Origin of the sequence: Cronobacter universalis NCTC 9529 (assembly GCF_001277175.1) — a bacterium.
Classification (GTDB): Bacteria; Pseudomonadota; Gammaproteobacteria; order Enterobacterales; family Enterobacteriaceae; genus Cronobacter; species Cronobacter universalis.
This window is the reverse complement of record NZ_CP012257.1, coordinates 2,588,266-2,610,375: the sequence shown is the minus strand read 5'-3', so window position 1 is coordinate 2,610,375 and position 22,110 is coordinate 2,588,266. Positions and strand designations below refer to the sequence as shown.

Genomic DNA, 22,110 nt, shown 5'->3' with positions numbered 1-22,110 from the left:
AATCCTGATGGATCATATAAATGAACCACTATCCTTTACCCCCACGGCCGGACGCCCAGATAAACGCGCTGATTAATGCCCTGCAGGGACACGGTATGATTAAAGAATATCCGCGCGGTTCCTGCCTGACGCAGAATGAAGAATCTGTCAATATTTTACTGTCAGGCAGTCTCGCTATGACGCGAGATTGGGATAATCTCATTTTCTTTGAAACTCACCGGCCTAATATTATCGGTATTTCTCTGGAGCCGCATAATCCCCGATTTGAACGTTTTCGGTTAATAATAAAAGAAGACAGTCTGGTCAAAAAGATAAGTCGGGCGGATTTTTTTAACGTTATCGAAGAGCAAAAACTCTGGAAAGAGACCAGCCACGTTATATCTTTTTATTACCATGCCCTGTTGTGGAAAAACTACCATTTTTATGCCGCCGATTCTTACGTATTAGTGAGGAAATCGCTCATTACGCTCGGTGAAATGCTGCCGGAAACGCGCATGAATATAAATGCCAGCCAGTATATTACCAGCACCACCAATTTATCGAAAAGCTACGTGATGAAAGTGATTCAGGAGTTACGCAAAGGCGGCTATATCGAAATCCAGCGCGGCCGTCTGGTTTCCCTCGGCAAGCTGCCGCAAAAATATTAAACCGCCGGGGAGCGCCAGTAAAAAGGCCCGTCAGTGACGGGCCTTTTTTATAGCTGAACGCAGCGTTACATGCGTTCGATGGTTTCAATACCGAGCGTATCGAGACCCAGCTTCAGGGTTTTCGCGGTCAGCAGCGCCAGCTTCAGGCGGCTCTGGCGCAGCGCGTCGGTTTCGGCAGTGAGAATAGGGCAGTGCTCATAGAAGCCGGAGAACAGACCCGCCAGATCGTAGAGATAGGCGCACATGACGTGCGGCGTACCGTCACGGGCCACCACGCCCAGCGTCTCTTCAAACTGCAACAGGCGTGCGGCGAGCTGCGCTTCGCGATCGTCCTGAATCACCACCGGCGCGGTCAGTTCGCTCTCCTGAACGCCCGCTTTGCGGAACACCGACAGCACGCGGGTGTAGGCGTACTGCATATATGGCGCGGTGTTGCCCTCGAAGGCCAGCATGTTATCCCAGTCGAAAATGTAGTCGGTGGTGCGGCTCTTCGAGAGATCCGCATATTTCACCGCGCCGATGCCCACGGCGTTCGCCAGTTTTTCCAGCTCGTCGGCAGGCATATCCGGGTTCTTCTCAGCGACCAGGCGACGCGCGCGATCCAGCGCTTCGTCCAGCAGCTCGGAGAGCTTGATGGTGCCGCCCGCGCGGGTTTTAAACGGTTTGCCGTCTTTGCCGAGCATCATGCCGAACATGTGGTGCTCCAGCGGGACGGATTCCGGCACGTAGCCCGCTTTACGCACGATAGTCCACGCCTGCATCAGATGCTGGTGCTGGCGGGAGTCGATGTAGTAAAGCACGCGGTCGGCGTGCAGGGTTTCATAGCGGTATTTCGCGCAGGCGATATCGGTCGTGGTGTAGAGGTAGCCGCCATCCTTTTTCTGGATGATAACGCCCATCGGCTCGCCTTCTTTGTTTTTGAACTCATCCAGGAACACCACGGTGGCGCCTTCGCTCTCCACCGCCAGCCCTTTGGCTTTCAGATCGGCGACGATGCCGGGCAGCATCGGGTTATAGAGGCTTTCGCCCATCACGTCATCGCGCGTCAGGGTCACGTTAAGACGCTGATACGTTATCTGGTTCTGCGTCATGGTGATGTCAACCAGCTTGCGCCACATGTCGCGGCAATATTCGTCGCCGCCCTGCAGTTTCACCACGTAGCTGCGCGCGCGCTCGGCGAACGCTTCATCTTCGTCGTAATGCTTTTTGGCTTCGCGGTAGAACCCTTCGAGGTCAGAGAGCGCCATCTCGCCGGCGTTTTCCTGCTGCTGTTTCTCAAGATAAGCGATCAGCATACCGAACTGGGTGCCCCAGTCGCCGACGTGGTTGGCGCGGATGACCTTGTGGCCGAGGAACTCCAGCGTGCGTACAGAGGCGTCGCCGATAATGGTGGAGCGAACGTGGCCCACATGCATCTCTTTGGCGACGTTCGGCGCGGAGTAATCGACAACGATGGTCTGCGGCGCGCTCACTTTCTCAACGCCCGCGCGATCGGAGGCGACGGCCGCCTCGATATTTTTCGCAAGGAACGCCGGGTCGAGGAAAATATTGATAAAGCCAGGGCCCGCGATTTCGGTCTTCGCGGCGATCCCGGTGAGATCCAGATGGGCCAGAGCCTGCTCGGCGAATTGTCGCGGCGGCATGCCCAGTTTTTTCGCGATAGCCATCACGCCGTTAGCCTGATAGTCGCCGAACTGCGCTCTGGCTGACTGACGAACCTGCGGTTCGCAATCCGCAGGCGCACCTGCGGCAATCAGCGCCTGACTGACTTTTTCTGAGAGAAGAGCCTGAATATTCACCGGGATACCTTACGTTAATAACGCTGCCTGTCGAAGGCGGCAGCGTGCGGTCTTAAGAAAAAAGAGGGCAAAAGTATACTGCATTTAGGCGGCGGCGTCAGCACCGTCGGGCAGGGCGGCGCGCGCTGGAGCGCGGGCGTCAAACAGGGTAGATTAGCGCCTTTGTCACCCTACGGGAAAAGCCGATGACCCACTGGCACACACCAGAAGCACTCCAGGATATCCGCGCGGATCTGCCGCGCTTCGAGGCGGCGTTACAGACGCTCGCCGGGCGTCTTGCGCTCGATATTAACGGGCTGCATGCCGATCATATCTCCCTGCGCTGCCACCAGAACGCCACCGCCGAGCGCTGGCGGAAAGGGTTTGAGCAGTGCGGCACGCTGCTTAGCGAAAACATCATTAATGGCCGCCCGATTTGCCTTTTTCGCCTGGATGAGCCGGTCTGCGTCGGGCCGTGGCGCTTTACGGTCGTCGAACTGCCGTGGCCTGGCGAGAAGCGCTATCCACATGAAGGCTGGGAGCATATTGAAATCGTGCTGCCCGGCGCGCCGGAGACGCTCAACCAGCGCGCGCTGGCGCTGCTGGGCGACGAAGGCCTGATGGCGCCGGACATTTCGGTGAAAACCAGCTCGCCTGCGGGCGAGCATGAGCGGCTGCCGAACCCGACCCTCGCCGTCACCGATCGCATCGTTACCATCAAATTCCATCCGTATTCCATCGAAGAGATCGTCGCAAGCGAACAGCAGTAATTGTTCGTGACGATCCGCGGGGCCAGACTGGCGCAAGGTCTGGCCCCGTTTTTTGTCTATAGTATTCAGGGGACCTTTTCCCGCACGCCCCCGCATGAAAAAAGTAAGGAGAGACCCGACGTCTGTTTTCGACCCGATGGGAGAGACTCATGCAACAAACCGTAAAACATACCGATCTCTGGATTAACCGTGATGAGCCTGGGCTGCGCCGCTCCCTGCTTATCCACCGCTCCGCCGAGGAGCTGTTTGATTTATGGCGCGCCCCCTCAACCCTGCCGCGCATCATGGAACACTTCGCCCGCATCACCATTCTCAGCAACACCGCGTCCCACTGGGCCGTGCGGATGCCGCTTGGCAAAACCGTGGAGTGGGATGCGCATATTGTCGATGAAGAGCGCGGCCACTACATCAGCTGGGCGTCTGAGAAAAAAGCCACCGTGCCGAACGCCGGCAGGCTGACGTTTCGTCATATTTCGGACGAGCGCGGCACCGAAGTGACGCTGGCGCTGCACTTCGATCCGCCGGGCGGTTTTTTAGGCGAGTGGCTGTCGAAGAAAATCGATCTGGTGCCGGAGGCGATGCTGAGCCAGGCGCTGCGGCGCTTTAAAAGCCTCGCCGAAACCGGCGAAATCGCGACCAACAAACCGCAACCGGCGGCGCGTCATGGCGGCATGGATAAGGTGGAGGAATAACCGATGCGAGCACTCTGCTGGAACGGCGTTAACGATCTGCGTGTGGAGACCGTAGGCGATCCCACTATCGTCAACCCGCATGATGTGATCCTTAAAGTGGGGCTGACCACGACCTGCGGCTCCGATTTACACGTCATCGACGGGCTTATTCCGAGCATGGAAGAGGGCGATATCCTCGGCCATGAATTTATGGGCGAAGTGGTGGAGGTGGGGCCGGACGTTAAAAACATCCGCCGCGGCGATCGCGTCGTGGTGCCGTCGTTTATCTCGTGCGGCTCCTGCTGGTACTGTAACCACGGGCTGACCTCCTGCTGCGATAACACCAACCCGAACGCGCACATGCAGGAAAAAATCCTCGGCTACCCGACGGCGGGCATTTATGCCTACAGCCACGCGTTCGGCGGCTACGCCGGCTCGCACGCCGAATATGTGCGCGTGCCGTTCGCCGATAACGACTGCTTTATCGTGCCGGAAACCGTCTCTGACGAGCAGGCGCTGTTTCTCTCTGATGCCGCGCCGACGGGTTACATGGGCGCGGATTTTTGCAATATCCACCCCGGCGATACGGTCGCGGTGTGGGGCTGCGGCGGCGTCGGGCTGATGGCGGCCCAGAGCGCGTATCTGATGGGCGCCGAGAAAGTGATCGCCATTGACCGTTTCCCCGAGCGGCTGGCGATGGCGCGCGATATTGTCGGCGCGATCCCGCTGGATTACACCAAAGTGGATATCTACGAAGCGTTGCTTGAGATAACCGGCGGTCGCGGCCCGGACAGCTGCATCGACGCGGTCGGCATGGAGGCGCACGGCGAAGGGCTGGAATACGCCTATGACCGCACCAAACAGGCGCTCAAAATGCATACCGACATCGGCGCCGCGCTGCGCCAGGCGATCCGCGCCTGCCGTAAAGGCGGCACGCTCGCCATTCTGGGCGTCTACGGGATGATGGATAAATTCCCGCTCGGCGTGGCGATGAACAAAGGGTTAACCATTCGCACCGCCCAGCAGCACGGACAGACCTACATGAAACGCCTGCTGGATCACGCCGCGCGGGGCGAGCTGCGCACCGATTTCCTCGCCACGCACCGCTTCTCGCTGGAAGACGCGCCGCGCGGCTATGAAATGTTCAAAAACAAAGAAGACGGCTGCGTGCGGGCGGTGTTTAAGCCCTGACGTTCGCCGCTTCGACCGCACGTTGCAGGCGCGTAATGGCGGTCTCCAGCGTGGCGGCCGTGCAGCCGAAGTTAATCCGCACATGCTGCGGCGCGCCGAAATCCGCGCCGGGGGAGAAACCGAGCCCCTGGCGCTTAAAGAAGCGCGTCGGGTTCTCCACCCCAAGCCCTGCGGCGTCGACCCACGCCAGATAGGTCGCCTCCGGGCGCACCATCTTAAGCCCTGCAAGCGCCTCAACAGCCGCGTATAACCGGTCGCGGTTGCGCCGCAGATACGTAATCTGTTCAGCAAGCCACGGTTCGCCGCCGCGCCAGGCCGCTTCGGCGGCCGTCAGCGCCAGTACGTCCACATGGGGCACAATGCCTTCGCGCGCGGCGCAGAAACGCTGACGCAGCGCGGCATCCGGGATGACCGCCACCGACGCGCCAAGCCCGGCGATATTGAACGTTTTGGAAGGCGACATCAGCGTAATGGAGCGCCGCGCCGCGTCTTCGCTCAGCGAGGCGAACGGAATATGCTGCACGTCGGGCGTGAGGATCAGATCGCAGTGTATTTCATCGGAGCAGACGATAAGGTCATGCTCCTGCGCGAACGCGAGCTGCGCCTCCAGCTCGTCGCGGCGGTACGCCGTGCCGCCGGGGTTTTGCGGATTACAGAGCATCAGCAGTTTTTCGCGCCCGGTGAGCTGCGGGCGCAGGCTTTCGAGATCCAGCACCAGCCGTTCGCCGCGCGGCTGCAACGGCGCGTTAAGCTGGGCGCGTCCGGCCAGCGCCGCGGATTTGCGAAACGGCGGGTAAATCGGCGTGGGCGCAACCGTGGTTTCCTCAGGCGTGGTGAAGGCGCGCACCGAGAGATTCAGCCCCGCGACAATGCCTGGCATAAACACCAGCCACTGCGGATCGACGCGCCACTGGTAGCGGCGCTGGCACCACTCAACGAAGGCTTCCGCCAGCTCCTGCGGATGCGCGCCGTAACCGAACACGCCGTGCTGCACGCGCGCCATCAGGGCATCGGTAATACAGGCGGGGGATCGGAAATCGGTATCAGCCACCCACATCGGCAGTACCGATTCCTCATGGGCGTTCCACTTGATGCTGTCGCTGTGACGGCGGTTGATCTCTTCGTCAAAATTGAATGCCATGATACGTTGTCCTGCGGCAAAGGGGATTTCAGACTAAGACGTTTGCCCCTGACTGACCACTACTTTTATTTACAGGGAGTTACCCATGGCGTTACTGGAAATCTGCTGTTACAGCCAGGCGTGCGCAATGACCGCGCAGGCGGCGGGCGCTGACCGTATTGAGCTGTGCTCTGCGGTGAATGAGGGCGGCCTGACGCCCTCCGCGGGCGTGCTCAAAGGCGTGCGGGCGCAGATAACGATCCCCGTTCATCCTATCGTGCGTCCGCGCGGCGGCGATTTTTGCTATAGCGAGAGCGAGTTCGCGGCGATGCTGGACGATATCGCGTTTATCCGCGAACTGGGCTTTCCGGGGCTGGTGACGGGCGTGCTCAATGAGGACGGCGGGGTGGATCTCGCCCGGATGCGTAAAATAATGCGCGCCGCCGACGGCATGGCGGTGACGTTTCATCGCGCCTTTGATATGTGCGCCAGCCCGTTGAAAGCGCTGGAAGAATTAACCGATCTCGGGGTGGCGCGCATCCTGACTTCCGGGCAGCAGGCGACGGCGGAAAAAGGAATTTTATTAATTACGGAACTAAAACAGAAATCCCGTGCTCCAATCATTATGGCCGGTGCAGGGGTACGGCTTAGCAACCTTAACCTGTTCCTGACGCAGGGGATAGACGAGCTTCACAGCTCGGCGGGCATCCATGTAGCCTCTCCCATGCGTTATCGCAATACCGGCGTCTCGATGTCATCGGACGCAAGCGTTGACGAATACTCCCGTTACCAGGTGGATGGCGACGCGGTAGCCGCCATGAAGGCGGCGCTTTCGTAAGCGAAGATTTTTGCCCTCAGTTTTTACCGCACATCATGTCGCCCAATATGATGCTTGCTCGTACCAGGCCCCGGTCTTTTGCCGGGGCTTTTTTTATGCGCGCGCCGCGTTGCGCTACCAAATCTGGTCATCATCTTGTCTTTCCCCGGCTCCTCAGAGAAGATGCCACGCATCGTCAATGTCTGTCGCAGACCTGCAAAGGGAGAACAGGATGATCGTCGGCATCGATCTCGGCACCACCAATAGCCTCGCCGCCATCTGGCAGGAAGGCCATCCACGGCTTATCGCTAACGCGCTGGGAGAATTGCTCACGCCAAGCGTCGTCGGCCTCGACGACGAGGGGCGCGTGCTGGTCGGTAAAGCCGCCCACGAGCGCCTGCACACGCACCCCCATCTCACTACCGCGCTTTTCAAACGTCATATGGGCACCGCCTGGACCGTCCGGCTTGGAGATAAGCTGTTTCGCGCCGAAGAGCTCTCGGCGCTGGTTCTGAAAAGCCTGAAGGACGATATCGAGCGCGCCTGCGGCGAAACGGTCACCGAAGCGGTCATCAGCGTACCGGCGTATTTCAGCGATGCCCAGCGTAAAGCCACGCGCATCGCGGGCGAACTGGCCGGGCTGCACGTTGAAAAACTGATTAACGAACCGACCGCGGCGGCGCTGGCTTACGGCCTGCATCGTCGGGGAGAAGAGGGCACCTTTCTGGTGTTCGATCTCGGCGGCGGCACCTTTGACGTTTCGGTACTGGAGCTGTTCGAAGGCGTAATGGAAGTGCGCGCCAGCGCAGGCGACAACTTTCTCGGCGGCGAAGATTTCGACCAGGCGCTGATTGATGCGTTCGTGGCGCGCCAGTTGGCGGCGGGCGGACTGCCCGACCCGGCGGCGCACACCCATGCCCTGCGCCGCGAGGCCGAGCGGGTGCGACAGGCGCTTGGCGAGCGACATGTCGCCACCTTTACGCTGCGTGCCGAAGACCAGACCTGGAGCCAGGACTTTCATCAGGGTGAGCTGAATGATATTTTCGCGCCGCTGCTGACCCGCCTGCGCATGCCCATTGAGCGCGCGCTGCGCGACGCCCGCATTCGTGTCGCGGATCTCGACGAGATCCTGCTGGTGGGCGGCGCGACCCGTATGCCGCTGGTGCGCCGCCTGGCCGCCGGCCTGTTTGGCCGTTTCCCGTCGGTGTCGATAAACCCTGACGAGACGGTGGCGCTCGGCGCTGCCGTGCAGGCGGCGCTGAAAAAACGCGACGCGGCGCTGGAAGAAGTGGTGCTGACGGATGTCTGTCCTTATACGCTGGGCATTGAAACCGTCAAAGCCTTTGGCCGCCATCACGATGACGGCTATTACCTGCCGGTCATCGAGCGCAACGTGGTGGTGCCGGTGAGCCGGGTGAAAACGGTCTGTACGCTGGCCGATAACCAGACGATGGTGGAGTTTACTATCTACCAGGGCGAGAGCCGGATGGTGAAAGACAACATTGAGCTCGGCAAAATGCGCGTGCCGGTGCCGCCGAGACCGGCGGGCGAGGTGTCGCTGGACGTACGGTTTACCTATGACATTAATGGCATTCTGGAAGCCGAAGTCACGGTGCCGCTGACCGGCGAGCGCCATCAGCTGATTATCGAAAATAATCCCGGCGTGCTGACGCCGCAAGAGATTGCCGAACGCCTCGCACAGCTGAGCGCGCTGAAAATTCACCCGCGCGAACGCCAGCCCAACACCCATCTGATGGCCCGTCTCGATCGTCTGTATCAGGAGAACACCGGCGAGATGCGCGAGGAGATAAGCTATCTCGGGGCGCGATTCCAGCAGGCGCTGGAAAGCCAGGATGACGCGCGCATCGATAAAGCCCGTCACGAGATAACGCAGCAGGCGGACGCTATCGAAGCCGGGATGTGGCTTTTCTGATGCGCGCGCTGGAGATCCTCGGGCTTGCGCCCGGCGCGGATGAGCGCGCCATTAAACGTGCCTACGCCAGACTTCTGAAAGGGTGCCGCCCTGATGACGATCCGCAAGGCTTTCAGCAACTGCGCGACGCCTATGAAGCGGCGCTGGATCAGGCGCGTCGCGGCGTCGCGGACGACGACGATGAATACAACGAAGACGACGCCTGTGACGATGCTAACGATGAGCACGATGACGACAGCGAAGCAGACGCGCGCAGGCAAGCTGATGACCCGCCGCTGGCGAAGCCTCAGCGCGAGCCCGAACCTGCGCCGCCGGAAAACGAACCCGTTCGTCCCGCCCCTCTGTATGAGCCGCCGCGCACCGCGGCCTTGCTCGACGGGTTAAATGAGGAAAACCTCAACGCCCGCTGGCTGGAAGCGCGCGCGATGGGGGAACGGCGCGAATTTGAAGAGGCGGTGCTGACGCGCTGTCTCTGGCATCTCGCGCCGGACGAGCACGCCCTCGCCGCCCACGCGCAGGCGCGCTTTGAGTGGCTGACGCCGGCCCAGATCGTCAGGATTGACGAGTCGCAGCAGAACCGGTTACGCCATGTGCTGCTGAACCCTTATGCCGAACAGATGCAGGCGGCGCTGGAAGAGGGACACGACGCCGGTTACATCGCCTGCCTGCGCGCGCTGGCGAATACGCCCTGGCTGCAGAGCTACGACGGGCAACGCCAGTTGCAACAGCTGGCGCTGACGCTGCTGGATGCGCAGCCTGACTGGTCTGCGGAACGCTTCGCGGCGCTGTGCAGGCTGTTTCACTGGGATGAGACGCGCGGCGAACGGCCAGATCTGCCGGACTTGTGGGCGCAGGTCATCGCCCGCAACGAAGACGAAGCGCTTTTTGCGCAGCTTATTGCGCAGCGCGACGCGCCAGGCGACGATTCTGCGCACCGGGCGGCGCAGATGGTATTACGTGTGCAGGATGAAGACGCCCGCATGCTGGCCGGGCTCGACTACACCGATGAAGACTGGCAGGCCTGTGGCCGGCTGACCGACCTGCTGACGCTCGGCCATCCGGCGCTTATCCCGCGTTTTGCGGGCGCGGATATCCACGCGTGGCAACAGACGTACCACAAGCTTAATGAGGCGCACGGTCCGATGCTGCGCAGCCTCTGGCTGATCGGGATGATGATGGCGACGTTTGGCTGGATGCTGCCCGCGGTGTATGACGGCACTGTCACCCCGTGGGACGTGGTGCTCCGTGTGCTGGTGGCGCCCGTGGTGACAATGGTGGTGGGTATTTTCCCGGTAGTTTTATGGCGGGGACTGGCCCGGCCCTTCTCGGACAGAGACGCGGCGCTGAGCGAGCGGCTGCTGCCGCGGTTTATCTACTCCCCGCGGCGTAAACGCTGGCGGCTGTTCGCGCATGTGATCCCGTTCTGCGTCGTGAGCGTTGTTATCGCGCTGGTCTGTGGCAGGCTGACGATGTGGATTTTCGTGGTCGTGACGCTGCTGCTGGCCTGGACCGATCTCTGGCGTTATCCCGGCGCGCTGCGGCGGTTTCGCAAAAAACCGACGCCGAAACGCGGCGGACGTCTGAAGTTTGTCCTGCTGGCGCTGCTGTTTTTCGCTATCGTCACCGGCGCGCGCGTGCTGCTGGGGGCGTGACAAACAACAGCGCCACGCGCATTGACAAATAACTTCACCCGCCCGGCCTCGCCGGGCTGCTCGCTTTTCAGGCAACCGGCGCGCTGCCGCCTGGCTTATTTCTTCATTTTTTTGCCAGACTTCTCAGGTGACTTTTTTTGAGGAGGAACTATGGGCTTACTGAATTTTGTGAAAGAAGCGGGCGAGAAAATCTGGGACAGCGTCTCCGGACATAACGATGCGGCGGCGCAGAACGCCAAAGTGCAGGAGCACCTCAAGAAAACCGGCATCCCGGATGCCGATAAAGTGCAGGTGCAGGTGGATGACGGCAAAGCGACCGTGACCGGACAGGGCTTAAGCCAGGAAGCGAAAGAGAAAATCCTGGTGGCCGTCGGGAACATCGCGGGCATCGGGCATGTCGATGACAACGTCGCGGTGGCGAGCCCGGCGCCGGAAAGCCAGTACTATACGGTGAAAAAAGGCGACACCCTCAGCGCCATTTCCAAAGAGGTGTATGGCGACGCGAATCAATACCCTAAAATCTTTGAAGCTAATAAACCGATGCTGACCAGCCCGGAAAAAATCTATCCGGGCCAGGTGCTGCGTATTCCGCAGTAAAAAAACGTCTCCCGCACGCCGGTGCGGGAGAAAACATCAGGGTTTGCGTGCGATAAGCACGGCGCGCAGCGGGGCAGGGTAGCCTTCGCGGGTTTTGGTGGCGTCATGGGGATCGAGGAAATCTGCCAGCGACTCCGTTTCCATCCAGGCGGTGCGGCGCTGCTCTTCTACTGTCGTGACCGAGAAATCAGCGATTTTTACATCCACAAAACCGCACTTCTCCAGCCAGTTTTTCAGCGCGGGCGCGGAGGGAATAAAGTAGACGTTACGCATCTGCGCGTAGCGCTCGCCCGGCACCAGCACCGTATTTTCATCGCCTTCCACCACCAGCGTTTCCAGCACCAGTTCGCCTTCTTTCACCAGCTGATCTTTAAGCTGCCAGAGGTGATCCAGCGGCGAGCGGCGGTGATAGAGCACGCCCATCGAAAAGACGGTGTCGAACGCGTTCAGCGCGGGCATCTGCTCGATGCCGAGCGGCAGCACATGCGCGCGGTTGTCGCCGCCTAAAAGCTTACGCACCGCTTCAAACTGGCACAGGAAGAGCTGCGTCGGATCGATGCCGACCGCGAGCTGCGCGCCCGCGCCGACCATACGCCACAGGTGATAGCCGCTCCCGCAGCCGACATCCAGAATGGTGCGCCCGGCAAGCGGCGTGATATGCGGCAGCACGCGGTCCCATTTGAGATCGGAGCGCCACTCGGTGTCGATGTCGATACCGTAGAGCGAGAACGGCCCTTTACGCCACGGCATTAGCGTGCGCAGCAGCTGTTCGATGCGCTTGCGCTGCCCGTCGCTAAGCGGCTCCGCGCTCTGCGCGCTGACGCTGTGCAGCAGATCAAGCTGGTCCGGCGCCAGCGCAGGCAGATTATCGAGGGAATTTTTCCACTGTTTAAACTGGCCGTGCAGGGCGTCGCGCTGCCAGGCCGCGACCTGGGCGGGCAGGGTTTCCAGCCAGTGGGCGAGCGGCCCACAGGCGATCTGCTGATAAAACTTGCCAAAATCGATCATGCCGCGCTCCCGCCTTTCACCGCCACCAGCGAGCCGAAGTTAAAGCACTGGAACCAGAGTTCGCTGTGTTCAAACCCGGCCTTGCGCAGGCGCGCTTTGTGGGTTTCCACGGAGTCGGTAAGCATCACGTTTTCCAGCATGCTGCGTTTCTGGCTGATTTCCAGCTCGCTGTAGCCGTTGGCGCGCTTGAAGTCGTGATGCATATTGAACAGCAGTTCGCCCACCACGCTGTCTTCAAAGCTGAATTTCTCCGACAGCACCAGCGCGCCGCCAGGATTCAGGCCCTGACAGATTTTATTGAGCAGCAGCTGGCGATCGTCCGGGTTCAGGAACTGGAGCGTGAAGTTCAGCACCACCATGGAGGCGTTCTCGATGGTGACATTGCGGATATCGTCCTCAATCACCTCGACCGGCGTCTGCGCTTTGAACGCGTCAATATGGCGACGGCAGCGCTCCACCATGGCGGGCGAGTTATCCACCGCGATGATTTTACAGCCGTCATGATGCACGTTGCGGCGCACCGAGAGCGTGGCGGCGCCGAGCGAACAGCCAAGATCGTAAACCTGGCTTGCGGGCTGGACAAAGCGCTCCGCCAGCATGCCAATCATAGAGATGATATTGGAATAGCCCGGCACGGAACGCTGGATCATATCGGGGAAGACTTCAGCCACCCGCTCATCGAAAGTCCAGTCGCCCAGACGGGCGATGGGCGCGGAGAACAGCGTGTCGCGATTTGACATAGCGTAAATCCTGGGGAAAACGAAAGGGGCGTATTTTGCGCTAATGAAACGAGAAAACCAACTCCCAGGGCATATACCAGATGTTGGCCAGCACCATCAGCAGCAGCGCGGTATAGGTGGCGCTCATGCCGCTACGCCGCCAGCGCAGCAGGCGATGATGATAGCCGTAATAGTGCATCAGACGACCGACCAGCAGCAGCAGGCCGCAGACGTGCAGCATCCAGTTCTGCGCGCCGTTCATCTCCATAAACAGCAGCAGCAACAGGCCGATGGGCAGATACTCCACCGCGTTGCCATGAATACGGATAGCGCTTTGCAGCTCGCTGAAACCGCCATCGCCATAGGCGACGCGGTACTGCATCCGCAGACGAACCACATCGAAAGAGAACTTCATCAACAACAACGCACCCAGAACCGCATAAAGCGCGCTTACCATAGAAACTCCGTTTAACGCTGTTAATGGCGCCTTTATGATAGCGTGGCGCGGCCATATTGTCGCTGCCCTAAAAGAGGGTGTCCTGATGGGGGATGGCGGGTTCGTCGCCGAGTGTCGGCAGCGCCTCGCGAAGCGCCGGCCAGAGCGTGTGCACCAGCTCCGGCGCATGCTCGATATCCGGCGTGTGGAGAAAGAGATAAGGCGTGGCGGTCTGCTGCCACTGCGCGAGTTTGGCAAGCCACACCGCGAAAAACTCCGCGTTTTGCGCCATATCGTCGCTGCCGATAAACCGCACCATCGGATGCTGCGCTGTGACGAGCGCGTGCACCGGCACTTTGGGCTTTTTCCGCTGCGCGTCGATGACCGCCGGGCTGTGAGGGATGGCGGCATGCACCGGACGGCTGTCGAGCATCACGCGGTTAACGCCGCGCGCGATAAGCCCGCGGTTAAGCGACTGCTCCGCCTCGCCTTTCGCGAAGAAATCGGGGTGGCGCACTTCAACGCCATACGTAAAACCGCCGGGCAGGGCGTCAAGAAACGCCCACAACGCAGGCAGATCGCGCGGGCCGAACGCGGCGGGCAGTTGCAGCCAGTACTGGCCGATGCGGGCTTCGAGCGGCGCCATGCGCGCGAAAAACTCGGCGGTTAAATCGTCGCAGTGGCGCAGCGCGGCGTTATGCGAAATGGTGGCCGGGAATTTAAAACAGAAGCGGAAATCGTCGTGGGTCTGCGCGTGCCAGCGCCCGACGATCTCTGCCTTTGGCAGCGCGTACAGCGTGGTATTGCCTTCCACGCAGTTAAAGTGGCGGGCGTAATCTTCAAGCGATGTAATGCCAAGCCGCACCCATTTCGGGTGCGACCATTGCGGCAGACCGAGATAAATCATAGGGCTGCGAGGATCTCCTCTGTGGAACGAACCCGCCCGATGCGCGGGAAAATATGCGTCATGCTGCCGTTGTGCTGATCGGCGTCGGCGGCCGAGCAGGCGTCTTCGGCGACGACCAGTTCAAAGCCCATCTCCCAGGCGTTGCGCGCGGTGGATTCCACGCCAATGTTGGTGGAGATGCCGCACAGAATGATAGTGGTGATGCCGCGACGACGTAATTGTAGCTCCAGATCGGTGCCGTAGAAGGCGCCCCACTGACGTTTGGTCACTTCGATGTCACTGTCGCGTTTGCCGAGCGCTACCGGGTAGTGCCACCATTCGTCCGGCAGGGTATGTCCGGCAATCGGCGCATCCACCGGCTGCTTCAGCGCTTCGCTGAAATCTTTCGACCAGCCGACACGCACCATCACCACCGGCGCGCCCGCCGCGCGGCACTTCTCCGCAAGCCTTGCGGCGCGGGCCACGACGTCGTCGGCGCTGTGCGGACCGCCGGCAAAGGGCAGGATCCCTTCCTGTAAATCAATCACCACCAGCGCGGTGGTCGCGGGATTAAGCGTTAACATAGAGACTCCCCTTAAAGCGTGTTTTGGATGAGTACCTTACTGGCGTCGCGGGCCGGACGAGTGTCTATTTTTGTTAAATTTTGTGAGAAGCGCCAGTTTACGCGCAGCAATCGCGCGGGCGCGCGGCTTCGGGCTTATCGCGGCGCGGAATTTCCAGTATAATAGCCCCCTTTTTTCATCCAGTAGTGACATTCAGCCAAAGCTGCGACAGTGGTGCCTGCAGGGCAGGCGACAAACGGCCTGCGGCTAAATTAAGGGATATCTCATGCGTACAGAATATTGCGGGCAGCTCAATCTGTCCCACGTCGGACAGCAAGTGACTCTGTGTGGTTGGGTCAACCGTCGTCGCGATCTCGGCAGTCTGATTTTTATCGACATGCGCGATCGTGAAGGCATCGTTCAGGTGTTCTTCGACCCGGATCGCGCCGACGCCTTCAGCCTCGCCTCTGAACTGCGTAATGAGTTCTGCATTCAAATCACCGGCACCGTGCGCGCGCGCGACGAGAAAAACGTCAACCGCGATATGGCGACCGGAGAAGTGGAAGTGTTCGCCACCGAACTGACCATCATCAACCGCGCCGAGCCGCTGCCGCTCGACTCCAACCAGGTCAACAGCGAAGAAGCGCGTCTGAAATACCGCTATCTTGACCTGCGTCGCCCGGAAATGGCCCAGCGCCTGAAAACCCGCGCGAAAATCACCAGCTTCGTGCGCCGCTTTATGGATGACCACGGCTTCCTCGACATCGAAACGCCGATGCTGACCAAAGCCACGCCGGAAGGCGCGCGCGACTATCTCGTGCCGTCTCGCGTGCATAAAGGCAAGTTCTACGCGCTGCCGCAGTCTCCGCAGCTTTTCAAACAGCTGCTGATGATGTCCGGCTTCGATCGCTACTATCAGATTGTAAAATGCTTCCGCGACGAAGACCTGCGCGCTGACCGTCAGCCTGAATTTACCCAGATCGACGTCGAGACCTCCTTCATGACCGCGCCGCAGGTGCGTGAAGTGATGGAAAAACTGATCCGTCAGCTGTGGCTTGACGTGAAAGGCGTAGATCTGGGCGAGTTCCCGGTCATGACTTTCGCCGAAGCCGAGCGCCGTTACGGCTCCGATAAACCGGATCTGCGTAACCCGATGGAGCTGGTGGACGTGGCCGATCTGCTGAAAAGCGTAGAGTTCGCGGTCTTCGCGGGCCCTGCCAACGATCCGAAGGGCCGCGTCGCCGCGCTGCGCGTGCCGGGCGGTGCCCAGCTGAGCCGCAAGCAGATTGACGACTACGGCAACTTCGTCAAAATTTACGGCGCTAAAGGTCTTGCGTATATCAAAGTCAACGAGCGCGCGAAGGGCCTGGACGGCATTAACAGCCCGGTCGCCAAATTCCTGAACGCGGAAATCGTAGAAGCCATTCTTGAGCGCACCGGCGCGCAGGACGGCGACATGATTTTCTTCGGCGCCGACAACAAAAAAGTGGTCGCCGACGCGCTGGGCGCGCTGCGCCTGAAGCTCGGTAAAGATCTGAGCCTGACCGACGAAGCCAAATGGGCGCCGCTGTGGGTAATCGACTTCCCGATGTTTGAAGACGACGGCGAAGGCGGCCTGAGCGCGATGCACCATCCGTTTACCGCGCCGAAAGACATGACCGCGGAAGAACTGAAAGCGGCGCCGGAAGACGCTGTAGCGAACGCCTACGATATGGTTATCAACGGTTATGAAGTGGGCGGCGGCTCGGTGCGTATCCACCGTGGCGAAATGCAGCAGACCGTGTTCGGCATTCTGGGCATCAATGAGCAAGAGCAGCGCGAGAAGTTCGGCTTCCTGCTGGACGCTCTGAAATTCGGTACGCCGCCGCACGCGGGCCTGGCGTTCGGCCTTGACCGTCTGACCATGCTGCTGACCGGCACGGATAACATCCGCGATGTCATCGCTTTCCCGAAAACCACCGCGGCCGCCTGTCTGATGACCGAAGCGCCGAGCTTCGGGAACCCGACCGCGCTGGCTGAGCTGGGCATCGAAGTCGTGAAAAAAGCGTCGCCGGAGAATAAGTAATATGCACTATAAGCACCCTGTCTCCGTGCTGGTGGTGATCTACGCCCAGGACACGAAACGGGTGCTCATGTTGCAGCGGCGCGACGATCCTGATTTCTGGCAGTCGGTTACCGGCAGCCTGGAGGAGGGGGAAACCGCGCCGCAGGCCGCCGCGCGCGAAGTAAAGGAAGAGGTCTCCATTGACGTTGCTTCTGAGCAACTGACCTTGATGGACTGTCAGCGCACGGTGGAGTTTGAAATTTTCAGTCATTTACGTCATCGCTATGCGCCGGGGGTCACGCGTAATACGGAGTCCTGGTTCTGTCTGGCGCTGCCGACGGAGCGGGAGATCGTGTTTACCGAGCACCTGACGTACCGCTGGGTTGACGCCGCCGAGGCGGCTATGCTGACCAAGTCCTGGAGCAACCGGCAGGCGATTGAAGAATTTGTTATTAACGCCGCCTGAAAAGGCGCGCTTTCTGGAGATATTTTTATGGCAGGTCATAGTAAATGGGCCAACACCAAACACCGCAAAGCGGCACAGGATGCCAAGCGCGGTAAAATCTTCACTAAAATTATTCGCGAGCTGGTGACAGCAGCGCGTCTGGGCGGCGGCGATCCGGGCTCTAACCCGCGTCTGCGCGCGGCCATCGATAAAGCGCTGTCCAACAACATGACGCGCGACACCCTGAACCGCGCCATCGCGCGCGGCGTCGGCGGTGACGAAGACGCGAACATGGAAACCATCATTTATGAAGGTTACGGCCCTGGCGGCACCGCGGTCATGGTGGAGTGTCTCTCCGACAACCGTAACCGTACCGTCGCCGAAGTGCGTCACGCCTTCAGCAAGTGCGGCGGCAACCTCGGCACCGACGGCTCCGTGGCGTACCTGTTCAGTAAGAAGGGCGTTATCTCCTTCGAAGCGGGCGACGAAGACACCATCATGGAAGCCGCGCTGGAAGCGGGCGCTGAAGATGTCGTGACCTATGACGACGGCGCTATCGACGTCTACACCGCCTGGGAAGAGATGGGCGCGGTACGTGACGCGCTGGAAGCGGCGGGCCTGAAGGCCGACAACGCGGAAGTCTCCATGATCCCGTCCACCAAAGCGGATATGGACGCGGAAACCGCGCCGAAGCTGCTGCGTCTTATCGATATGCTGGAAGACTGCGACGACGTGCAGGAGGTTTACCACAACGGTGAGATCTCCGACGAGGTTGCGGCGACCCTGTGATACCCGTCATCTTTCAGACCGCGGGCGGCGACGTCCGCAGTCTGATATCTTTCTTTATTCCCACTGGCTTTTCCTCAGGAGACGCGCAATGAGCATTATTCTGGGCATCGACCCGGGGTCGCGCGTCACCGGTTACGGCGTTATCCGCCAGACCGGGCGCCAGCTGACCTATCTCGGCAGCGGCTGTATCCGCACCAGCGTCACGGATTTGCCGTCACGTCTGAAGCTTATCTACGCGGGCGTCAGCGAAATCATCACCCAGTTCCACCCCGACTATTTCGCCATCGAACAGGTCTTTATGGCGAAAAACGCCGATTCGGCGCTGAAGCTCGGGCAGGCGCGCGGCGCGGCGATTGTCGCGGCGGTGAACCAGGATCTGCCGGTGTTTGAATATGCGGCGCGTCAGGTGAAGCAAACGGTGGTGGGCATCGGCAGCGCTGAAAAAAGCCAGGTGCAGCATATGGTGCGCACGCTGCTGAAACTCTCCGCTAACCCGCAGGCGGATGCGGCGGATGCGCTCGCTATCGCCATTACCCATTGTCATGTCAGCCAGAACGCGATGCAGGTCAGCGAATCGCGCCTCAACCTGGCGCGCGGGCGGCTGCGTTAGCGGCAACCCGCGTTACCGTTCCTTTGCGAGACGCCTCGCAACGGTCACATCCCTTACCGGCGCCGCGATTTCTTGACTGGATATCTGTCCAGCTTTTTTTATATTATAGCCAGCAACTTTATAAGCCCCACGCAGGAGCGCAACGTGATAGGCAGACTCAGAGGCATCGTACTGGAAAAACAGCCCCCGCTGGTATTACTGGAGGCGGGCGGCGTCGGTTATGAAGTCCATATGCCGATGACCTGCTTCTATGAATTGCCGGAAACCGGCAAAGAAGCGGTGGTCTTCACCCATTTTGTGGTGCGTGAAGATGCGCATTTACTGTTCGGCTTTAATAACAAACAAGAGCGCACGCTGTTTCGCGAGCTGATCAAAGTGAACGGCGTCGGGCCGAAACTGGCGCTGGCTATACTCTCCGGCATGTCCGCCCAGCAGTTCGTTAATGCGGTTGAGCGCGAAGAGCCTGCCGCGCTGGTGAAGCTGCCGGGCATCGGCAAGAAAACCGCCGAACGTCTGGTGGTGGAGATGAAAGACCGCTTCAAAGGCCTGCATGGCGATCTCTTCACGCCAGCGGCGGATCTGGTGCTGACGTCGCCTGCAAGCCCAGCGGTGGATGATGCCGAGGCGGAAGCCGTTGCCGCGCTGGTGTCGCTGGGTTATAAACCTCAGGAAGCCAGTCGTATGGTCAGTAAAGTCGCCCAGCCGGATGCGACCAGCGAAACGCTGATTCGCGAAGCGCTGCGCGCGGCATTGTGAGGTAGAGGATGATTGAAGCAGACCGCCTGGTGGCGCCGGGCAGCATCGTGGCGGAAGACGTGGCCGATCGCGCCATGCGCCCCAAATTACTCGACGAGTACATCGGCCAGCCGCAGGTGCGTTCCCAGATGGAGATTTTTATCCAGGCGGCGAAGCTGCGCGGCGATGCGCTCGATCATCTGCTGATTTTCGGTCCGCCGGGGCTTGGGAAAACCACGCTCGCCAATATCGTCGCCAACGAAATGGGCGTCAATCTGCGAACCACCTCCGGGCCGGTACTGGAAAAGGCCGGCGATCTGGCGGCGATGCTCACCAACCTTGAGCCGCACGACGTCCTGTTTATCGACGAGATCCATCGTCTCTCGCCCGTGGTGGAAGAGGTGCTCTACCCGGCGATGGAAGACTACCAGCTCGATATCATGATCGGCGAAGGCCCGGCGGCGCGCTCGATCAAAATCGATTTGCCGCCGTTTACCCTGATTGGCGCCACCACCCGCGCCGGGTCGCTCACTTCGCCGCTGCGTGACCGCTTCGGCATCGTGCAGCGTCTGGAGTTCTATCAGGTCGCCGATCTGCAACATATCGTCAGCCGTAGCGCGCGCCATATGGGACTTGAGATGAATGACGAGGCGTCCTTTGAAGTCGCGAAACGCTCGCGCGGCACGCCCCGTATCGCCAACCGCCTGCTGCGCCGCGTGCGCGATTTCGCCGAGGTGCGCCACGACGGCGTTATCAATCAGCATGTGGCGTCTCAGGCGCTGGATATGCTCAATGTCGATGCGGAAGGCTTTGACTATATGGACCGTAAACTGCTGCTGGCGGTGATCGACAAATTCTTCGGCGGCCCGGTGGGGCTCGACAACCTGGCGGCGGCCATCGGCGAAGAGCGCGAAACCATCGAAGATGTGCTGGAGCCGTTCCTCATCCAGCAGGGCTTTTTGCAGCGCACCCCGCGCGGAAGAATGGCGACGACCCGCGCCTGGAACCATTTCGGCATTACGCCGCCGCAGATGCCGTGACATGACTGGTGCGAGTGAAAGCCATGCATAAAAAAAGCGCCCTCAGGGCGCTTTTTTGTTAACCGGTTCACCGGGCAGCCCGCGTCAGGCTGGCGGTCGCTTCGTCATGCTGAAAATAAACAGCAACGCCGCGCACAGCACCACCGACGGCCCGGCGGGCGTGTCGTAGAATGCGGAAAACGTCAAGCCGCCCGTCACCGCCACCATGCCAAGCACGACGGCAATGCCAGCCATCTGCTCCGGCGTGCGGGCAAAACGACGTGCCGTGGCCGCCGGGATAATCAGCAGCGACGTAATAATCAGCGCGCCGACAAACTTCATCGCCACGCCAATCGTCAGCGCCGTCACCATCATCAGCAGAATTTTGACGCGCTGTAACGGCACGCCATCCACAAACGCGAGATCCGGGCTGATGGTCATGGAGAGTAAATTACGCCACTGCCAGCCAAGCACGCCGAGGACGACCGCGACGCCTGCCCCTACGGAGACCAGATCGGCAGGCGTCACCGCCAGCAGATCGCCAAAGAGATACGCCATTAAATCGACACGGATGTTGCCCATCAGGCTCACCACCACCAGGCCCAGCGACAGCGCGCTGTGCGCCATAATGCCAAGCAGCGTGTCGATCGCCAGATGCGGGCGTTTCTCAAGCCATACCAGCCCGCCCGCCAGCATCAGCGTGACGACAATCACCGCATAAAACGGATTCACATCAAACAGCAGCCCGAACGCCACGCCAAGAAGCGAGGCATGCGCCAGCGTATCGCCAAAATAAGACATCCGGCGCCAGACCACGAACGAGCCCAGCGGGCCTGCGGCGCAGGCCAGCAGCATACCGGCCATCCAGCCGGGAAGCAGAAGTTCAATCATAACGAGCCATTTCCCTTGCGCAGAATAATCCGTCCCTGCAAATCGTGACGGTGGTTATGGTGGTGACGGTAAATCCCCAGCTGTTCTGCGCCGCGCGGGCCAAACATAGAGATAAATTCGGGGTGTGTGGAGATAACTTCCGGCGCGCCGGAGCAGCAAATGTGATGGTTCAGACACAGCACTTCGTCGGTCTTGGCCATCACCAGATGCAGATCGTGCGACACCATCAGCACGCCGCAGTGGAGCTCATGACGCAACTGGTTGATTAAATCATACAGCGCCACCTGGCCGTTGACGTCCACGCCCTGAGTCGGTTCGTCGAGCACCAGCAACTGCGGCTGGTTGAGCAGGGCGCGCGCCAGCAGCACGCGCTGGGTTTCGCCGCCGGAGAGTTTCTGCATCGGGGCGTCGATAAGATGTCCGGCCTGGACGCGCTTGAGCGCAGGCAGGATATCCGCTTTGCGGGTGCCGGGGCGCAGGCGCAAAAAGCGACTTACTGTCAGCGGCAGAGTGGCGTCGAGGTGCAACTTTTGCGGCACGTAGCCGATGCGCAGCTGGGGTTCACGCTTGATAACCCCTTCGTCGGGTGCTACCAGGCCAAGAACCACTTTGACCAGCGTCGATTTTCCGGCGCCGTTGGGACCCAGCAACGTCAGGATGCGGCCCCCCGTGAGAGTTAAAGAAATGTCAGATAAAACGCGGCGTTGCCCGAAGGAGACGCTAACATTCTGAAGCGATACAAGATTAGTCATGGCAATTTAGTGATTGCAGAAGTTTTCGAATGTTATA

General features: G+C 60.2%; 23 protein-coding genes. 14 read left to right on the top strand and 9 right to left on the bottom strand.

All coding sequences use genetic code 11. From position 1 onward, the window contains the following. Positions 1-20: 20 nt before the first annotated feature. Positions 21-647, top strand: a complete 627-nt coding sequence (locus AFK65_RS12045) for a helix-turn-helix domain-containing protein (RefSeq protein ID WP_007699011.1) — start codon at positions 21-23, stop codon at positions 645-647. A gap of 65 nt (positions 648-712) precedes the next feature. Here the strand turns inward: AFK65_RS12045 and argS are convergent, their stop codons facing one another. Next, positions 713-2,446 carry an arginine--tRNA ligase gene (gene argS / locus AFK65_RS12040; protein ID WP_007699008.1) on the bottom strand — a complete coding sequence of 578 codons (1,734 nt, stop codon included), beginning with the start codon at positions 2,444-2,446 and terminating at the stop codon, positions 713-715. A gap of 185 nt (positions 2,447-2,631) precedes the next feature. Between argS and AFK65_RS12035 the strand changes: the two genes are divergently transcribed. The 3 genes from AFK65_RS12035 to AFK65_RS12025 all read left to right on the top strand — a co-directional run bounded on the left by AFK65_RS12035 (position 2,632) and on the right by AFK65_RS12025 (position 5,057). Beyond that, positions 2,632-3,195, top strand: coding sequence for a VOC family protein (locus AFK65_RS12035; protein WP_038856902.1), 564 nt, complete (start codon positions 2,632-2,634; stop codon positions 3,193-3,195). Between the two features lie 149 nt (positions 3,196-3,344). Continuing rightward, positions 3,345-3,887 carry an SRPBCC family protein gene (locus tag AFK65_RS12030; RefSeq protein ID WP_038856903.1) on the top strand — a complete coding sequence of 181 codons (543 nt, stop codon included), beginning with the start codon at positions 3,345-3,347 and terminating at the stop codon, positions 3,885-3,887. 3 nt (positions 3,888-3,890) lie between these two features. Beyond that, positions 3,891-5,057, top strand: a complete 1,167-nt coding sequence (locus AFK65_RS12025) for a zinc-dependent alcohol dehydrogenase (RefSeq protein ID WP_038856905.1) — start codon at positions 3,891-3,893, stop codon at positions 5,055-5,057. On the opposite strand, the gene AFK65_RS12020 is transcribed toward AFK65_RS12025, so the two are convergent. Beyond that, on the bottom strand, positions 5,047-6,198 hold the full coding sequence (locus AFK65_RS12020) for a MalY/PatB family protein (RefSeq protein WP_038856907.1): 1,152 nt from the start codon (positions 6,196-6,198) through the stop codon (positions 5,047-5,049). The genes AFK65_RS12025 and AFK65_RS12020 overlap by 11 nt on opposite strands. Before the next feature lie 85 nt (positions 6,199-6,283). Here AFK65_RS12020 and cutC point away from each other — a divergent pair, with 85 nt between their 5' ends. From cutC to lysM, 4 genes are all read left to right on the top strand, one after another. After that, a complete protein-coding gene (gene cutC / locus AFK65_RS12015) occupies positions 6,284-7,015 on the top strand; it encodes a copper homeostasis protein CutC (RefSeq protein WP_038856909.1) in 732 nt (243 codons plus the stop codon). Positions 7,016-7,226: 211 nt separating this feature from the next. Further along, entirely contained in the window at positions 7,227-8,927 is a 1,701-nt protein-coding gene (locus AFK65_RS12010; protein WP_038856910.1) for a molecular chaperone HscC, read from the top strand. Then, entirely contained in the window at positions 8,927-10,579 is a 1,653-nt protein-coding gene (locus tag AFK65_RS12005) for a J domain-containing protein (RefSeq protein ID WP_032804709.1), read from the top strand. Before AFK65_RS12010 ends, AFK65_RS12005 begins: the two co-directional genes overlap by 1 nt. A 150-nt stretch (positions 10,580-10,729) precedes the next feature. After that, a complete protein-coding gene (gene lysM / locus AFK65_RS12000) occupies positions 10,730-11,176 on the top strand; it encodes a peptidoglycan-binding protein LysM (protein WP_007698990.1) in 447 nt (148 codons plus the stop codon). Positions 11,177-11,212: 36 nt separating this feature from the next. Here the strand turns inward: lysM and cmoB are convergent, their stop codons facing one another. From cmoB to AFK65_RS11975, 5 genes are all read right to left on the bottom strand, one after another. Next, positions 11,213-12,184, bottom strand: a complete 972-nt coding sequence (gene cmoB, locus AFK65_RS11995; RefSeq protein ID WP_007698988.1) for a tRNA 5-methoxyuridine(34)/uridine 5-oxyacetic acid(34) synthase CmoB — start codon at positions 12,182-12,184, stop codon at positions 11,213-11,215. Further along, on the bottom strand, positions 12,181-12,924 hold the full coding sequence (gene cmoA / locus AFK65_RS11990; RefSeq protein WP_007698987.1) for a carboxy-S-adenosyl-L-methionine synthase CmoA: 744 nt from the start codon (positions 12,922-12,924) through the stop codon (positions 12,181-12,183). The genes cmoB and cmoA overlap by 4 nt, the downstream gene beginning before the upstream one ends. 40 nt (positions 12,925-12,964) lie before the next feature. After that, positions 12,965-13,360 carry an MAPEG family protein gene (locus AFK65_RS11985; protein WP_007698985.1) on the bottom strand — a complete coding sequence of 132 codons (396 nt, stop codon included), beginning with the start codon at positions 13,358-13,360 and terminating at the stop codon, positions 12,965-12,967. 67 nt (positions 13,361-13,427) lie between these two features. After that, positions 13,428-14,246: a DUF72 domain-containing protein gene (locus AFK65_RS11980; protein ID WP_007698981.1), complete on the bottom strand. Its 819-nt coding sequence runs from the start codon at positions 14,244-14,246 to the stop codon at positions 13,428-13,430. Next, positions 14,243-14,809 (bottom strand): hydrolase, encoded by a 567-nt coding sequence (locus AFK65_RS11975; RefSeq protein WP_038856914.1) that lies wholly within the window; start codon positions 14,807-14,809, stop codon positions 14,243-14,245. The genes AFK65_RS11980 and AFK65_RS11975 overlap by 4 nt, the downstream gene beginning before the upstream one ends. A 265-nt stretch (positions 14,810-15,074) precedes the next feature. Between AFK65_RS11975 and aspS the strand changes: the two genes are divergently transcribed. The 6 genes from aspS (at position 15,075) to ruvB (ending at position 20,451) form a co-directional block, all read left to right on the top strand. Then, on the top strand, positions 15,075-16,853 hold the full coding sequence (gene aspS / locus AFK65_RS11970) for an aspartate--tRNA ligase (RefSeq protein ID WP_038856917.1): 1,779 nt from the start codon (positions 15,075-15,077) through the stop codon (positions 16,851-16,853). 1 nt (position 16,854) lies between these two features. Continuing rightward, the gene (gene nudB / locus AFK65_RS11965) at positions 16,855-17,298 is read left to right on the top strand and encodes a dihydroneopterin triphosphate diphosphatase (RefSeq protein ID WP_007698967.1); all 444 of its coding nucleotides are present in this window, start codon (positions 16,855-16,857) and stop codon (positions 17,296-17,298) included. A 27-nt stretch (positions 17,299-17,325) separates the two neighbouring features. Continuing rightward, positions 17,326-18,066, top strand: coding sequence for a YebC/PmpR family DNA-binding transcriptional regulator (locus AFK65_RS11960; RefSeq protein ID WP_004384823.1), 741 nt, complete (start codon positions 17,326-17,328; stop codon positions 18,064-18,066). Positions 18,067-18,154: 88 nt separating this feature from the next. Further along, positions 18,155-18,676, top strand: coding sequence for a crossover junction endodeoxyribonuclease RuvC (ruvC, locus tag AFK65_RS11955; protein WP_007698955.1), 522 nt, complete (start codon positions 18,155-18,157; stop codon positions 18,674-18,676). A 144-nt stretch (positions 18,677-18,820) separates the two neighbouring features. Further along, the gene (gene ruvA, locus AFK65_RS11950; protein WP_007698953.1) at positions 18,821-19,432 is read left to right on the top strand and encodes a Holliday junction branch migration protein RuvA; all 612 of its coding nucleotides are present in this window, start codon (positions 18,821-18,823) and stop codon (positions 19,430-19,432) included. An 8-nt stretch (positions 19,433-19,440) separates the two neighbouring features. Then, positions 19,441-20,451, top strand: coding sequence for a Holliday junction branch migration DNA helicase RuvB (ruvB, locus tag AFK65_RS11945; RefSeq protein ID WP_007698951.1), 1,011 nt, complete (start codon positions 19,441-19,443; stop codon positions 20,449-20,451). A gap of 84 nt (positions 20,452-20,535) precedes the next feature. Here ruvB and znuB read toward each other — a convergent pair whose 3' ends face one another. After that, positions 20,536-21,321 carry a zinc ABC transporter permease subunit ZnuB gene (gene znuB, locus AFK65_RS11940; protein ID WP_007698948.1) on the bottom strand — a complete coding sequence of 262 codons (786 nt, stop codon included), beginning with the start codon at positions 21,319-21,321 and terminating at the stop codon, positions 20,536-20,538. Beyond that, positions 21,318-22,073: a zinc ABC transporter ATP-binding protein ZnuC gene (gene znuC, locus AFK65_RS11935; protein WP_038856919.1), complete on the bottom strand. Its 756-nt coding sequence runs from the start codon at positions 22,071-22,073 to the stop codon at positions 21,318-21,320. The genes znuB and znuC overlap by 4 nt, the downstream gene beginning before the upstream one ends. Positions 22,074-22,110: the final 37 nt, after the last annotated feature.